Raw genomic sequence first — 14,346 nt, 5'->3', positions numbered from 1 at the left:
TCAGTTTAGCAGAAACCATATTTTTAAATTTTAAGAAGCTCTATAGTACATGTTAATTTTTGTTTATTAACAGATTTCCAATGAGTTATGAGCGTATTGCCTTTTTTTATACCGCAATTGTTTAACAATGCATATTTATAATTATTACATTGCAATTAGTAAACAATGCTATAGCTATATCTTAAAACTATTAAAAGTCAAAGAACATGAATAAATTCAACTTATTATTGGTCCTGTTTTTATGCACCGCTACTGCTTTTGCCCAAGCACCAGAAGGTGTAAATTATCAAACAGTAGTTCGAGATGTTTCTGGAAACATTTTAGCATCTCAGGCTGTAGGAACGCAATTTGTTTTCCATCAAGTTACGGCAACAGGAACTGTTGTGTATTCAGAAACTTGGTCTACAACTACAACTGCCAATGGGTTTCTAAACTTTGTGTTAGGGGAAGGTACAAGTACCGATGATTTCTCTGCCATAGATTGGTCTACTGGACCCTATTTTTTAGAAACATTAATGGACACATCTGGAGGAACAATTTATTTAAGTATTGGAACTTCGCAATTAATGAATGTACCTTATGCCCTACATGCCAAAACCGCTGAAAATGGTATACCTATTGGCGGCACTGAAGGACAAGTTTTAACGATGGTTGAAGGTGTGGCTATTTGGGCTGATCCAAGTCCTGCAGCCTGTACAGATACATATTATTTAGATGCCGATGGAGATAGTTATGGAGATATAACGAATACAATAACAGCTTGTACTACGCCAATTGGATACACTAGTGATAATACAGATTTTGATGATAATGACGTGAACTCATATCCTGGTGCACCAGAAATTTGTGATGGAGTAGATAATAATGATGATGGACAAGTTGACGAAACAGTAGAAGAATTATACTACGCAGATACTGATGGAGATGGTTATGGAGATGTAACCAATACAATATCGGCTTGTTCTGCACCTTCAGGATATACTGTTGACAATACAGATTGTGATGATAATAATGTGAACTCATATCCTGGTGCGCCAGAGATTTGTGATGGATTAGATAATAATTGTGATGGACAAGTTGACGAAGCAGTGGAAGAATTATACTACGCAGATACTGATGGAGATGGTTATGGAGACGTAACGATTACGATATTGGCTTGTTCTGCACCTTCAGGATATACTGTTGACAATACAGATTGCGATGATAATGAGGTCACTACAAATCCTGGTGCACCAGAAATTGCTGGTGATGGAGTAGATAATAATTGTAATGGCCAAACAGATGAAGCTTTACCAGTAATAGGTGATTTTCGAGATGGAGGTATTGTCTTTTGGGTAGACCCTAATGATAATACTAAAGGTTTAGTATGTGCAGCATCCGATCAAATTAAAGCAGCAAATGGATGGGGTTGTGTTGGTGTATTAATTAGTGGTGCTGATGGCACAGCTATAGGTACAGGTAATCAAAACACTATTGATATTGAAGCTCAATGTTCAACATTAAACACAGCCGCTGATATTTGTGCGAATTTAACATTAGAAGGTTTTTCGGACTGGTATTTACCTTCAAAGGATGAACTTAATTTAATGTATTTAAATCTTAAAGTAGGAGCAAATATTGGAGGATTCACTAATTACGTCTATTGGAGTTCTTCTGAGATTGATGCTAACAAAGCATGGTATCAAGATTTTTCTAATGGTTCACAGGGTGATTTTGTTAATAAGGCTTATACAGGTGGAGTTGGCGGGTTGGATATGCGTGCAATTCGTGCTTTTTAATCATATAATTTGATGTTGTTTTAGGTAAGTAATTAAAATTTTAATTTATAAAAAGCCAACACAACTTTTTTAGAGTAGTGTTGGCTTATTTGCAGATGATAGATATGCGATGAGGAAAAAGCGTTTCAATACTGAAACAAGTTCTGCACAAGTGTTTTTTATTAGACTTTAAACGAATTTCGATTATTTTTTTGAGAAAGTCAAGTGTAATTTTTATTTATAAAAATTCATCTCGTCTAAATACTCCCAAACATTTTCTGGTAATAAAGGCTTAACATTTTTGCCTCCTTTTATAGCATTTCTTATTAAGGTTGAAGAAATTTCCATGATAGGAGCCTCTACTTTGTGTATTTTATTATGTCCTGTAAATTGAGTGTCTATTGTGCCTTTAGAAATTCTAGGATACACATAGATATTGTGGTTCTCTAAGATAACTTCATAGTTTTTCCATTTATGGAAACTCTTTAAATTATCTTCTCCCATAATTAAGGAAAATTGGTGCTCTGGATGTTTTTCTTGTAAGTAAGTAAGGGTATTTATGGTATAGTTTGGTTGTGGTAAATTAAATTCAATATTACTTTCCTTTAATTTATTGTAGTCTTTAGTTGCAAGATAGACCATTTCCAAACGTTGAAAATTATCTAATAAAGTGCTCTTTTTTTTAAAAGGATTATGTGGTGTCACTACAAACCAAATCTGGTCTAAATCGCTATTTTCTACTAATTGATTGGCAATAATTAAGTGTCCAATATGGATTGGATTAAAAGAACCAAAATAGAGACCAATATTCATTTTAGTAAAGTGTTATTTTTTGTTTTCCGATGCTAAAAAAGTACCGACGATGTTTTCAGCTTCTTGTAATGCTTTTTCTAAATTATCGTTTTCAATAATAACATCAAAAAGTGGAGCAGTGGCAAGTTCTGCACTTGCTTTTGCTACGCGCATATTAATTTTATCGTCGCTTTCTGTTTTTCTTTTTTTAAGCCTAATTTTTAATTCGTCTATACTTGGTGGCTTTACAAAAATAGATAAAGTTTGCTCTGGGAACTTACGTTTTATGCGTAAACCTCCAGAAACATCAATATCGAAAATAACGTTTTTTCCTAAAGCCCAAAGGCGTTCGACTTCGGTTTTTAGAGTACCATAGAAATTATCTCTATAGACTTCTTCCCATTCTAAAAAGTCGTCGTTTTTAATATGTTGTTTAAATGCGCTAGCAGATAAGAAGTAATAATCTTCAGCATGCACTTCTGTACCACGTTTTTCGCGAGAAGTAGCTGAAATAGAAAACGCTAGGTTTAATACTTCTTGTTTTAGTAAGTGTCTAACAATGGTTGTTTTTCCAGAGCCAGAAGGCGCAGAGAATACAATTAATTTTCCTTGTTTGGTTATTTCTTTTTTAGTCAACTCTTAAATTTTAAATCGCTTCGACAAGCTCAGCGTGACATTAGATTTTCTAATTAGATTTTGTGTTTTATTTTAGAGAACGTTTAGTAATTGTTCTTTAATTTTCTCAAGTTCATCTTTCATCTGCACAACCAACTGTTGCATTGGTGCAAAATTACTTTTAGAACCAATGGTGTTTATTTCACGACCCATTTCTTGACCTATAAATGCTAATTTCTTTCCGTTAGAATCTTTAGAGTTTAGAGTTTCAATAAAATAGTCTAAATGGTTTTTTAAGCGCACTTTTTCTTCTGTAATATCAAATTTTTCTATGTAGTAAACCAATTCTTGTTCAAAACGGTTTTCGTCGTACTTCTCTCTAAGATCTGCAACACCTTTTTTTAAGCGTTCTCTAACACCTTCAACACGTTCTGGATCCATAGTAATGACTTGTTCTAACACGTTTTCTATAATGGCAACACGGTTTTTAAAATCGGCTTCTAATACTTCACCTTCATTTAAACGATAGTCTTTAATAGAAGCAATAGCAACATTAATTTCTGCTTCAATTTTTTGCCACTCGTTATTGTCTATCTCTTCACGTTCTGTATTTAAAGCGTCTGGAAAACGGACAGCCATTTTTAAGTATTCAGTTTCATCGCCAGTATTTATAACATTTTTAAGTTGTTGTATGTATTGCTTTACAACTGGAGTATTAATTTTAGTCGAGGTATCTTCAGCAGTGGTTTCAACATAAATAGAAAAATCTATTTTTCCACGATCTAATTCTTTTGCCATTAATTTACGTAATGAGAGTTCCTTTTCTCTGTAAATAGAAGGCATTCTAGCATTCAAATCTAGATTTTTGCTATTAAGCGATTTTAGCTCAATTGTAATTTTTTTTGTTGGTAATTGTAATACAGATTTACCATAACCTGTCATTGAATGAATCATAAACTATTGTATAAAGTTGCACAAAGGTAATGAAAAGAGAATCCTAAAAAAATTTCATATTGTTTTAACTTATTAGGCAGAGTAGAGAAAAATTGATTGGTTTTGTGCAAGGCGAAAAATAGATATTTAACATCGTTATAGTTGCGTTCTATTTTTGTTTTGAAGTGTAGTGCAAAAAGAACAATTTTAATGCTGTAGCTTTTTAGTTAAAATAATATAGCTTTGCATTCTAAAATAATAAAATGTACAAAAAACAGTTCGAAATACGCTGGAGTGATGTTGATGCTAATAGACATTTAGCTAATTCTGCATATACTAACTTTATGAGTCATACAAGAATGGCTTTTTTAATAGAATATGGTTTTACGATGAAAGAGTTAGCGATCCATAATATTGGACCCGTTGTTTTTTATGAGCACATGCATTATTTTAAAGAAGCGTTTATGGGACAGCCTATTACAGTCTCTTTAGAAGTTTCTGGCTTAAGTGAAGATGGTGCTTTTTTTAAATTCGAACATAATTTTTATAACCATAAAGGCGAAAACATTGCCTTTTGCGAAATGCTTGGCGCATGGATTGATTTAAAAGCTAGAAAGATGACTAAGCTACCAAAAGCGCTTAAGGACTTAGCAGATATTTTTCCAAAAACTGAAGATTATAAAACACTCACTAAAGAAGATACCAGAGCAAATGGTCGTTTACCAAAAAATTTAGAGCTATAGTTTTTCTGTAGGCTTTTTAGTTACCAAATACACACCAGAAAATATTAATGCAGTGGCTATTAATTTAACGGTAGTTATGCCATCACTTCCCATAGTAATAGCAAATATGCCAGCAATAACTGGTTGGATATAAATAAAAGTACTTACGGTAGAAGCTTTTAAGTGTTTAAGAGCCAATGGATTTAATAAATAGGTTCCAAATGTAGCACCAACAATAACAAATAGTACTGAAAACAGAATATATGGTGTAAATGTTGAAAACTGAGTTGCAACTAAATCACTATAACCAAACGGAATTACCATAATTAAACCGAATAAAAACAGCCAACGAATAAATGTAAATGGATGGTATTTATTGGTTAATTTTTTAACGATAATAATATAAATACTATAAGATATAGCATTAATAAAGACTAATAGATTGCCTAATAAAACGTTATCACCTTCCAAATTAGATTCCCCATAGATACTTAGCACCAAAGCACCTAAGAAGCCTAGGATTACGCCAAATATTTTTAAAATTGTAATGCGTTCTTTTAAGAAAAATGAAGATAAAACCAATACTATTATTGGTACGGTTATCATTATAACAGAAGCGTGTATTGGTGTTGTGAATTCTAAGCCTTTAAAAAAGCAAAGCATATTAATAGCAACGCCAAAAACTGCGGCATAAAAGAAGGTTAAATAGTCTTTTCGTTCAATTTTTTCTTTTGGACCTAAAAAACTAAATATCCAAAATAAAGCTGTTGCTCCTGCAACACGTAATAATATAAAACCAAAAGGTTTTATAAAGCCTCCAACCATAACATCTTTTGCAAAGGTAAAAGTTAAACCATATAACAACTGTACTGAAAAGACAGCAATAAGCGCCCAATATCTAGTTTTCATTTAAAGCAATTTTTACAGCTTCAACATTTTGTTTCGAGTTTCCTATGTAAATTTTATGGTCTATAATAAATACGGGCCTGCTTAAAAAAGTATAATGTTCTAAGATTAGATTTTTATAATCTGTTTCTGTTAAGCTCTTATTCTTTAAATCGCGTTGCTTATATAGTGTCGCTCTTTTACTAAAAAGCCCTTCGTAACTTGCAGCAAGACGCTTCATTTCGTCTATTTGAATTTCAGTAATAGCCTCTGTTTTTATATTTTGAAGGACGACGTTTTTAGGTAATTCAAGTTCCTTTAAAATACGAATACACGTACTGCAAGATTTTAAATAATATACTTTATTGATCATTATAATAATAATTTACACTGCAAATTAAATTCATTTAAAACAGATTCTACTATATTTATAAAAAATTTAAATTATGGATTTTACTTTCGATGTTTTTGCAAAAACAAGAGGATTTTTTAAAGCGTATTTAGAAGAATTGTCTTTAGCACAACTTAATGCTATACCTAATGGATTTAATAATAATATTCTCTGGAATATTGGACACAGTATTGTAACAGAGCAAATTCTAGTCTATAAACTTTCTGGTTTAAAACCAAATGTAAGTGAAGCGCTTATCGATAAATATAAAAAGGGTACTAAACCAGATGGTAAAGCAACTCAAGAAGAGGTTGATGAGTTAAAAGCTTTAGCTTTTTCTACAATAGAGCACACAAAAGCAGATTTTGGTTCTAAGGTCTTTAGTAGTTTTAACGAATATACGTTATCAACAACCGGAAATACATTAACTAATGTAAATCAAGCGATACAATTTGCACTTATTCATGAAGGTATGCATGCTGGATATATTTTAGCTTTATTACGTGCTTTAAAAGTTTAAATAGTCGTTAGCAACAATATAGGGAATTGTGAATTCTATAACGTAATTAGAAATAGAATTAAAAGTATCGTAGAAAACGATAACACCATCCTCACTAAAACCTAGATTTTTAGGTAGTGTAAAAGTATCAGATTCAAAAGCATTAATACGTTCATTGCTTGCAGAAAACAATTCTTTATCATAATATTTTTGAGCTAATACTGTAAACTTAGGAATATTATTTATAAGATCTTTAGCTTCTAATTCTTGTCCTGTTTTAATATCGAAATTATAGAACCTAAACACCAAATTACTGTGTGCTCCACCAGTATTTATACTAGAGTTAATGGCTATTGAAGCTAAAGTTTTGTTTTTGTATATTACTTCGCCATCGATTAAAATTTCCCAAGGTGGCAAACTTGTATATAATGTTTTTCCTATTTGTGTTTTAAAATCTTTATAAGCTTTTTTAAAGTCTTCTATACTTTCTTCAGTACTTAGTTTTGTGGTATGGACAGCTTCAATATTTAGTGCCGTATTTACAAAGTGAGAGAGCGTTTTATTAATTTGTTTAGCCGCTTCAGTTTTGCCTTCGGCTTTTGGAATGTTTATTTCAATGGTAGTTTCGCCTTGATCTATAATAGAAATTTCAGTAAAATTAATAGTTGCTTCATCATCACAAGAAAGAATGGACGTTACAATAATAATAATAAAACTAAAAACGCTTATTAATTTGAAAAGTGAACTGTTAAACATTGACTAAAGGTTTTAATACAATTTGAATAGAACGAATTAAAGGCTAATTTTGTTGTAATCAAAAAAACTGAAAGTTATTCTTTAAATGAAATATAATCTAAATTTAATAAACCGAGCATGTTGAAAACCGATTACTAATTTGATGATTAGTAGCGAACTGTGTACAGCCGTAAATTAACAATAATTATAAACACATGAAATTCAACACAAAAACTATTCATGGCAAACAACATCCAGATTTTGCTTATGGTGCTGTGATGCCTCCAATTTATCAAACGTCAACCTATGCACAAACGACACCTGGAGGACATAAAGGTTTTGAGTATTCTAGAACTCACAATCCCACACGACAAGCTTTAGAAAATGCTTTTGCAAGTATAGAAAACGGTGAATTTGGTCTCGCTTTTGGATCTGGTTTAGCGGCTATTGATGCTGTGATGAAACTTTTAAAACCTGGAGATGAGGTGATTTCTACTAATGATTTGTATGGTGGAACCTACCGTTTATTTACTTCTATTTTTGAGGGCTTTGGTATCAAATTTCATTTTGTCGGTATGAATAACGCGGCCAATATTGAGAACTTTGTAAACGATAATACAAAATTGATTTGGGTGGAAACACCAACAAACCCAATGTTAAATATTATTGACATTAAGGCAACAGCAACAATTGCAAAAAAGCATAATATCCTGTTGGCTGTCGATAATACTTTTGCAACGCCCTATCTACAACAACCTTTAGATTTGGGTGCCGACATAGTGATGCATTCTGCTACAAAATACATTGGCGGACATAGCGATTTGGTAATGGGAGCTTTAATTGTAAGTGATAAAGACTTAGCAAATAGGTTATATTTTATTCAAAATGCTAGCGGCGCTATTTGTGGACCACAAGATGCTTTTTTAGCGCTACGCGGAATTAAAACATTACACGTTAGAATGCAACGCCATTGTGAAAATGGTAAAGCTGTTGCCAATTATTTAGCATCACATCCAAAAGTAGAAAAGGTGTATTGGCCAGGTTTTGAAAACCATCCAAACCATAGCATTGCAAAGTCACAAATGAATGATTTTGGAGGTATGATGTCTTTTAACACTAAGGGAAATAACTATGAAGACGCGATTAAGGTGGTTGAAAATTTGAAAATTTTTACGTTGGCAGAATCTCTTGGTGGTGTAGAGTCTTTAGCTGGACATCCAGCAAGTATGACTCATGCAAGTATACCAAGAGAAGAACGTATAAAAACAGGTGTTGTAGATTCTTTAATTAGATTAAGCGTTGGTATTGAAGATGAAGAAGATTTAATTAACGATTTAAAACAGGCTTTAGGATAATGCGAATTAAACTAAAGATTTATTTGTAATGAGAACTAATATGTTAAGTTTAAAACAAAAAAGACTCAAGGTTAAAACTTGAGTCTTTTTTATTAAATCTTATTTAGTGTTTAATCTAAGTAATAGATGTAACCAAAATTAAGCCATACTAACCAATCGTTGTTTTTGTTAGAATCTAATGTATGGTTTAAACCATCAATCCAGTCGCTAAGGTAATATTGACCTCTAAGGTCTAACATTAAATCTGCATTTTGAGATAATTTATACCGCACACCAATACTGGAAACTAAAGCAAAAGTACTTCCTGAGCTTGCATCAATAGGTTTTGCATTTATGGGATCTGGATCGCCTGAAAACCACGGCTCGTAATAGAGTGGTGCAGGACCATCGTAAGTAGTGCTAACTTTAGGGTTGTACGATACATAATGTGCACCAAAACTGACAAAAGGCGCTAATTTATATGCAAAATTTTGAAACTCACGAAGACTAAATGGAAAGTATTCAATCTGCATTCCAATTTGAATATTGTTTGCTTCACCTTTTTGACCTCTTAAACGCTGCGAGTTAAGACTAGTTCTAGAAGGGTCTACAAGGTTTCCATAATGTTCAAGTTTAGTTTTATTATAAGATAATTCGCTTCTTAATTTAAAGTGATCATTAAAATAATTATTTGTAGTGTAGCAATTACAATCTGCTCTATAAGCAAAATTGATATAATGTACAATACCAATACCAAAACCAGTATTGCCAGAATTAGTTTCAGTGTCTCCTCTTAGACCATAATCCGATTTCAAAGCTGTAGGCCCAGCGATAATACCTATTTCATGAGAGAACCCTAACTGCGCAAAAGAAATTTGTACAGTAAATAGAATAATGATTAGTTTCGCTAACTGTTTTGTATTAAACATAGTGTATTCTGAGATTTTGGAGCAATAAACATACAAATATAGGAAAAGTCAATAAACAAACAAATATTAAAGTTATAATGCATAATAAAAATATAATTATTTAAATAATTATATAATTCTGATTACGAAATTGAATAATAATATAGGTATTTTTTAAAGATAATGTATATTTGTACCCATAACAAGTCATTATTTTATTAAACACATAATTAACCGATTAAATGGAAAATAAAATTCAAGCATTTTTAGATTCAGTAAAAGAGAAAAACGGTCACGAACCAGAATTTTTACAAGCAGTTCATGAGGTTGCAGAAACTGTGATCCCATTTATTGAAGACAATCCAAAGTATCAAGATAAAATGTTATTAGAGCGTATGGTAGAGCCAGAACGCACAATAATCTTTAGAGTGCCTTGGATAGACGATAAAGGAAACATTCAAGTAAATAGAGCGTTTAGAGTAGAATTTAATTCTGCTATAGGACCTTATAAAGGTGGCTTACGTTTTCATCCTTCAGTTAATTTAAGTATTCTTAAATTCTTAGGTTTTGAGCAAGTATTTAAAAACTCATTAACTACGTTACCAATGGGTGGCGGAAAAGGAGGAAGTGACTTTAATCCTAAAGGAAAAAGTGATAACGAAGTGATGCGTTTTTGCCAATCATTCATGTCTGAGTTATTTCGTCATATTGGAGCAAACACAGATGTGCCTGCGGGAGATATTGGTGTTGGTGGTCGCGAAATTGGTTACATGTTTGGTCAATATAAAAGATTATGTAACGAATTTACTGGAGTATTAACAGGAAAAGGGATGAGTTATGGAGGTTCTTTAATTAGACCCGAAGCAACAGGATATGGAACTGTATATTTTGCTAAAAATATGCTAGCAACTAAAAACGATTCATTTAAAGGTAAAATAGTAGTTATTTCTGGATCTGGTAATGTAGCACAGTATGCATGTGAAAAAGTCACAGAATTAGGCGGAAAAGTAGTTACAATGTCTGACTCTTCAGGATATATTTATGATAAAAACGGAATAGATGCAGAAAAATTAGCATTTATCATGGAACTTAAAAATGAAAAACGCGGAAGAATTAGCGAGTATGTAGATGCATATTCTTCAGCTAAATTCCATAAAGGAGAAAGACCTTGGAGTGTTGATTGCGATGTAGCAATGCCATGTGCAACACAAAACGAATTAAATAAAGAAGAAGCTGAAATTTTAGTAAAAAATAACGTTTTGGCTGTTGCGGAAGGCGCAAACATGCCAACAACACCAGAAGCTATTGAAGTTTTACAAAAGGCAAAAGTGTTATTTTCACCAGGAAAAGCATCTAACGCAGGAGGTGTTGCAACTTCTGGATTAGAAATGAGTCAAAATTCTTTAAGATATAACTGGACTAGAGAAGAAGTAGATGCTAAACTTTACCAAATCATGAATGACATTCACGAATCTTGTGTAAAATATGGAACCCAAAAAGATGGCACTGTAGATTACGTAAAAGGAGCAAATATTGCTGGTTTTGTTAAGGTAGCAGATGCTATGTTAGCACAAGGTGTTGTGTAACAATAAACAAATAAATTAAAAAAGCTTCCTTATAAGGGAGCTTTTTTAATTTTTGTATATATTTTTGTAATATTCTACGTTATATTAAAAGTTATGAAAATAAAACACCTCATTTTAATATTATTATTTCCATTATCTATTTATTCTCAAGACTATTCAAGAGATTGGAAAGGGTATTTTTCCTATCTCGATATTAAAGATATATCGCAAGGGACTACTAAAATTTATGCAGCTGCTGAAAATTCTATTTTCACATATGACAAGCAAACAAATGAGATTCAAGAGTTAACCACAATTAATGGTTTGTCAGGTGAAACTATTTCTAGTATTCATTATGTAGAAGAAAATAGCCTTCTATTAGTGGGTTTTGAAAATGGTTTAATACAAGTTTATTTAGAATCTAGTCAAGAGTTTAAAACTATTGTAGATATTTTAGACAAGCCAACAATTCCTCCAACAGAAAAGAGAATTAATAGTTTTAAAATTTATAATGGTTTCGCATATATTTCTACAAATTTTGGGATTTCACTTTACGATATTAATAATTTAGAATTTGGAGACACTTATTTTATTGGGCCTAATGGAACTCAAATAAGAATTAGTGATATTACCGTTTTTCAAAATGAAATATTAGCGGCAACGGAAAGTGGTTTCTATAGAGCAGACGTTGATAACTCTAATTTAATAGATTACGAGCAATGGCAACTAATTGGAGCTGCTAATTGGGTTGGTATAGAGTCAATAGGAGAGAAGGTTTTTGTTGCAAGAAATAATAAACAGTTGTATGAACTAGATGGGAATTCTTTTGTTTTGAGAGAAGATTACACTGGCTTTATAAAAGATATAAGAAAATCGAATAATCAACTTTTAATTACTATCCCTAATTCAGTATTTGTATATAATACAGAAACTTTTAGCGAAGTATCTGAAATAACTGCACCCGAAGATTTTACTACAAATTTCGCATCCGCGATAATGAATGAGGATAATGATGTTTTTATAGGAACTGAAGGTGTTTTTGTCACTAATAAGACTGCGTATGGCCTATTGAAAACAAATATTTCTGATCTTACTGTTTTTGAAGAAATTCACCCATCATGCCCATTATCTAATAATGGATTCTCAATTGAAGCTACAAATAATAATGTTTGGATGACCTATGGTGATTATACAATCTCTTATAATCCTTTTCCTTTGGGAAGAAAAGGTTTTAGTCATTTAAATGGTGATGAATGGATTAATATCCCTTTCGATAGTATTTTTGGAGCTTTAAACCTCAACAAGATTAATGTCAATCCATTAAATAATAATAAAGTTTATATAAGTTCATTTGGTAGCGGACTGTTAGAAGTTGAAAACGATATTCCTACTGTATTGTATGGGCCAGATAATAGTTCTTTTGTGTCTTCTTGGTCTGGAGGTATTGATATTAGAAATTCAGGTTCAATTATAGATAAGAATAACATTCTATGGGTTACAAATGCTAGAATTTTAAGCCCTCTAAAGTCTTATAATTTGGAAACAGGTGAATGGAAATCTTATGATTTTAGTGAGATAATTCTTGATAGTAATACAGATATTGGTTATGGATCAATTGATGTAGATCAAGATGGTGTTGTATGGGTTGGAGGACACAGAAAAGGGATTTTTGGTTATAAGCCAGATACAGGAGAAATAAATCATATCCAAACGGAAGAACAAAATCTAGTATCATCCTCAGTTAGAAGTGTTAAAGTAGATATGCGAAATCATGTTTGGTTGGGAACAGCAAAAGGACTAAGGGTAATATACGATACTAATGCGTTTTTTGAAGACCCAAATTACAATCCATCAGAGATTATTGTTTTAGATAATGGAGTAGCTAGCGAATTATTGTTTCAGCAATATATTATAGACATAGAGGTTGATGGTGCTAATAATAAGTGGATTGCAACACTTGGAACAGGTGCTTATTACTTCTCTTCAGATGGACAAGAAACAATTTATCATTTTACTAAAGATAATTCTCCCTTGCCTTCAAATGATGTTTTGGATATAGCTTTAGATGAATCAAAGGGTATTGTTTATTTTGCTACAGATAAAGGACTTGTTTCTTTTAATATTGAAACGTCTGTTCCTGATGTCGATTTTGAAGAAGCCTATATTTACCCAAATCCTGTAAGACCAAATTTTAATATTAACGATCAAAAAATTAAAATTAAAGGGATTACTGGGAATGTAAACATTAAAATCACAGACATTGAAGGCAATGTGGTAACAGAAGCAGAAACGAGAACAAATTCAAAATTTAATGGTTATAATCTTGAAATAGATGGAGGTACAGCACTTTGGAATGGAAAGAATATGTCTGGACAAACTGTAGCTACTGGTGTTTATATGGTAATGATTTCCGATTTAGATTCTTTCGAAACAAAAGTGCTTAAACTAATGATTGTGAGATAATGTTACTATCTACCAATGCGATTGTTCTTTCTAAACTTAAGTATCGCGATTACGATTTAATAATTAAATGCTACACCCAAAAAGAGGGTATAGTTAGTTATTTATTAAAAGGAGTCTTAAAATCTAAAAAAGGTTCAAAAACGGCCTATTACCAATTATTAACTCAGCTTCAACTTATAACAGATTTCAAACCTTCTAGATCACTTCAATATATAAAAGAAGTAAAAGTTAATCACCTCTATTCTAGTCTGCATACTAATGTGTTAAAAAGTGCCATTGTTATGTTTTTAGCCGAAGTGCTTTCGAGTTCGCTTCAAGAAGAAGAACAAAACGATACGTTGTTCAATTATCTTGAAGCCACTTTGCAATGGCTAGATGCTCATAATAAATTTGCTAACTTTCATTTATTATTCCTTTTAAACCTAACAAAACATTTAGGGTTTTATCCAGATATTTCCAAAATTGATGCCCCTTATTTTAATTTGGAAGATGGAAAGTTTCAACATGAGAAGCAAAATAAATATTCAGTTTCTGGCAAAAATTTAACACTTCTAAAACAGCTTTTGGGCACAACCTTTGATGACTTAGAAACTATTACAATTAATGCGAAACAAAGACACTCTTTTTTAAGTCTCATTTTAGTATATTTTGAATTACATTTGGGAAGTTTTAAAAAACCAAAATCACTACAAATATTTAATGAAGTTTTTAGATAAAAATATAAAGCGAATACTCGTTTCTCTTATA

Annotated in this window: 14 protein-coding genes; 7 read left to right on the top strand and 7 right to left on the bottom strand. The window is 31.8% G+C overall.

Annotation, left to right across the window (positions count from 1 at the left end):
* The first annotated feature begins 206 nt into the window (after window positions 1-206).
* The gene (locus tag RH82_RS17855) at window positions 207-1,778 is read left to right on the top strand and encodes a MopE-related protein (RefSeq protein WP_052158304.1); all 1,572 of its coding nucleotides are present in this window, start codon (window positions 207-209) and stop codon (window positions 1,776-1,778) included.
* A 213-nt stretch (window positions 1,779-1,991) separates the two neighbouring features.
* Here RH82_RS17855 and nadD read toward each other — a convergent pair whose 3' ends face one another.
* The 3 genes from nadD to RH82_RS10715 all read right to left on the bottom strand — a co-directional run bounded on the left by nadD (window position 1,992) and on the right by RH82_RS10715 (window position 4,118).
* Window positions 1,992-2,570 (bottom strand): nicotinate (nicotinamide) nucleotide adenylyltransferase, encoded by a 579-nt coding sequence (gene nadD, locus RH82_RS10725; RefSeq protein WP_034060650.1) that lies wholly within the window; start codon window positions 2,568-2,570, stop codon window positions 1,992-1,994.
* A gap of 12 nt (window positions 2,571-2,582) precedes the next feature.
* A complete protein-coding gene (gmk, locus tag RH82_RS10720; RefSeq protein ID WP_034060649.1) occupies window positions 2,583-3,185 on the bottom strand; it encodes a guanylate kinase in 603 nt (200 codons plus the stop codon).
* A 72-nt stretch (window positions 3,186-3,257) separates the two neighbouring features.
* Window positions 3,258-4,118: a YicC/YloC family endoribonuclease gene (locus tag RH82_RS10715; RefSeq protein ID WP_034060648.1), complete on the bottom strand. Its 861-nt coding sequence runs from the start codon at window positions 4,116-4,118 to the stop codon at window positions 3,258-3,260.
* A 242-nt stretch (window positions 4,119-4,360) separates the two neighbouring features.
* Between RH82_RS10715 and RH82_RS10710 the strand changes: the two genes are divergently transcribed.
* Entirely contained in the window at window positions 4,361-4,840 is a 480-nt protein-coding gene (locus RH82_RS10710) for an acyl-CoA thioesterase (RefSeq protein ID WP_034060647.1), read from the top strand.
* Here the strand turns inward: RH82_RS10710 and RH82_RS10705 are convergent.
* Both RH82_RS10705 and RH82_RS10700 read right to left on the bottom strand, forming a co-directional pair.
* Window positions 4,835-5,728: a DMT family transporter gene (locus tag RH82_RS10705; protein WP_034060646.1), complete on the bottom strand. Its 894-nt coding sequence runs from the start codon at window positions 5,726-5,728 to the stop codon at window positions 4,835-4,837. The two genes, RH82_RS10710 and RH82_RS10705, sit on opposite strands and share 6 nt — an antisense overlap.
* Entirely contained in the window at window positions 5,718-6,074 is a 357-nt protein-coding gene (locus RH82_RS10700) for an arsenate reductase family protein (protein ID WP_034060792.1), read from the bottom strand. Before RH82_RS10700 ends, RH82_RS10705 begins: the two co-directional genes overlap by 11 nt.
* A 76-nt stretch (window positions 6,075-6,150) precedes the next feature.
* On the opposite strand from RH82_RS10700, the gene RH82_RS10695 reads away from it, so the two are divergent.
* The gene (locus tag RH82_RS10695) at window positions 6,151-6,615 is read left to right on the top strand and encodes a DinB family protein (protein WP_034060645.1); all 465 of its coding nucleotides are present in this window, start codon (window positions 6,151-6,153) and stop codon (window positions 6,613-6,615) included.
* On the opposite strand, the gene RH82_RS10690 is transcribed toward RH82_RS10695, so the two are convergent.
* Window positions 6,604-7,350, bottom strand: coding sequence for a PdaC/SigV domain-containing protein (locus RH82_RS10690; RefSeq protein ID WP_034060644.1), 747 nt, complete (start codon window positions 7,348-7,350; stop codon window positions 6,604-6,606). The genes RH82_RS10695 and RH82_RS10690 overlap by 12 nt on opposite strands.
* Before the next feature lie 173 nt (window positions 7,351-7,523).
* On the opposite strand from RH82_RS10690, the gene RH82_RS10685 reads away from it, so the two are divergent.
* Complete coding sequence (locus tag RH82_RS10685; RefSeq protein WP_316930931.1) at window positions 7,524-8,684, top strand: cystathionine gamma-synthase; 1,161 nt, start codon at window positions 7,524-7,526, stop codon at window positions 8,682-8,684.
* Window positions 8,685-8,794: 110 nt separating this feature from the next.
* On the opposite strand, the gene RH82_RS10680 is transcribed toward RH82_RS10685, so the two are convergent.
* On the bottom strand, window positions 8,795-9,592 hold the full coding sequence (locus RH82_RS10680) for a THC0290_0291 family protein (protein WP_034060642.1): 798 nt from the start codon (window positions 9,590-9,592) through the stop codon (window positions 8,795-8,797).
* 221 nt (window positions 9,593-9,813) lie between these two features.
* Between RH82_RS10680 and gdhA the strand changes: the two genes are divergently transcribed.
* The 3 genes from gdhA to recO all read left to right on the top strand — a co-directional run bounded on the left by gdhA (window position 9,814) and on the right by recO (window position 14,315).
* Window positions 9,814-11,157: an NADP-specific glutamate dehydrogenase gene (gdhA, locus tag RH82_RS10675; RefSeq protein ID WP_034060641.1), complete on the top strand. Its 1,344-nt coding sequence runs from the start codon at window positions 9,814-9,816 to the stop codon at window positions 11,155-11,157.
* A gap of 93 nt (window positions 11,158-11,250) precedes the next feature.
* A complete protein-coding gene (gene porZ, locus RH82_RS10670; RefSeq protein WP_034060640.1) occupies window positions 11,251-13,599 on the top strand; it encodes a type IX secretion system anionic LPS delivery protein PorZ in 2,349 nt (782 codons plus the stop codon).
* Complete coding sequence (gene recO / locus RH82_RS10665; protein ID WP_034060639.1) at window positions 13,599-14,315, top strand: DNA repair protein RecO; 717 nt, start codon at window positions 13,599-13,601, stop codon at window positions 14,313-14,315. The genes porZ and recO overlap by 1 nt, the downstream gene beginning before the upstream one ends.
* The last annotated feature ends 31 nt before the right edge of the window (window positions 14,316-14,346 follow it).

Origin of the sequence: Lacinutrix jangbogonensis, from assembly GCF_000797445.1 — a bacterium.
Lineage (GTDB): Bacteria > Bacteroidota > Bacteroidia > Flavobacteriales > Flavobacteriaceae > Lacinutrix > Lacinutrix jangbogonensis.
The sequence above is the reverse complement of the archived record's forward strand: the minus strand, read 5'-3'. Positions and strand labels throughout refer to the sequence as shown.

Coding starts and splice junctions, on each gene's coding strand:
- RH82_RS17855 (WP_052158304.1), top strand. CDS start 207: ATGAATAAATTCAACTTATTATTGGTCCTGTTTTTATGCACCGCTACT.
- nadD (WP_034060650.1), bottom strand. CDS start 2,570: ATGAATATTGGTCTCTATTTTGGTTCTTTTAATCCAATCCATATTGGA.
- RH82_RS10715 (WP_034060648.1), bottom strand. CDS start 4,118: ATGATTCATTCAATGACAGGTTATGGTAAATCTGTATTACAATTACCA.
- RH82_RS10710 (WP_034060647.1), top strand. CDS start 4,361: ATGTACAAAAAACAGTTCGAAATACGCTGGAGTGATGTTGATGCTAAT.
- RH82_RS10705 (WP_034060646.1), bottom strand. CDS start 5,728: ATGAAAACTAGATATTGGGCGCTTATTGCTGTCTTTTCAGTACAGTTG.
- RH82_RS10695 (WP_034060645.1), top strand. CDS start 6,151: ATGGATTTTACTTTCGATGTTTTTGCAAAAACAAGAGGATTTTTTAAA.
- RH82_RS10690 (WP_034060644.1), bottom strand. CDS start 7,350: ATGTTTAACAGTTCACTTTTCAAATTAATAAGCGTTTTTAGTTTTATT.
- RH82_RS10680 (WP_034060642.1), bottom strand. CDS start 9,592: ATGTTTAATACAAAACAGTTAGCGAAACTAATCATTATTCTATTTACT.
- gdhA (WP_034060641.1), top strand. CDS start 9,814: ATGGAAAATAAAATTCAAGCATTTTTAGATTCAGTAAAAGAGAAAAAC.
- porZ (WP_034060640.1), top strand. CDS start 11,251: ATGAAAATAAAACACCTCATTTTAATATTATTATTTCCATTATCTATT.
- recO (WP_034060639.1), top strand. CDS start 13,599: ATGTTACTATCTACCAATGCGATTGTTCTTTCTAAACTTAAGTATCGC.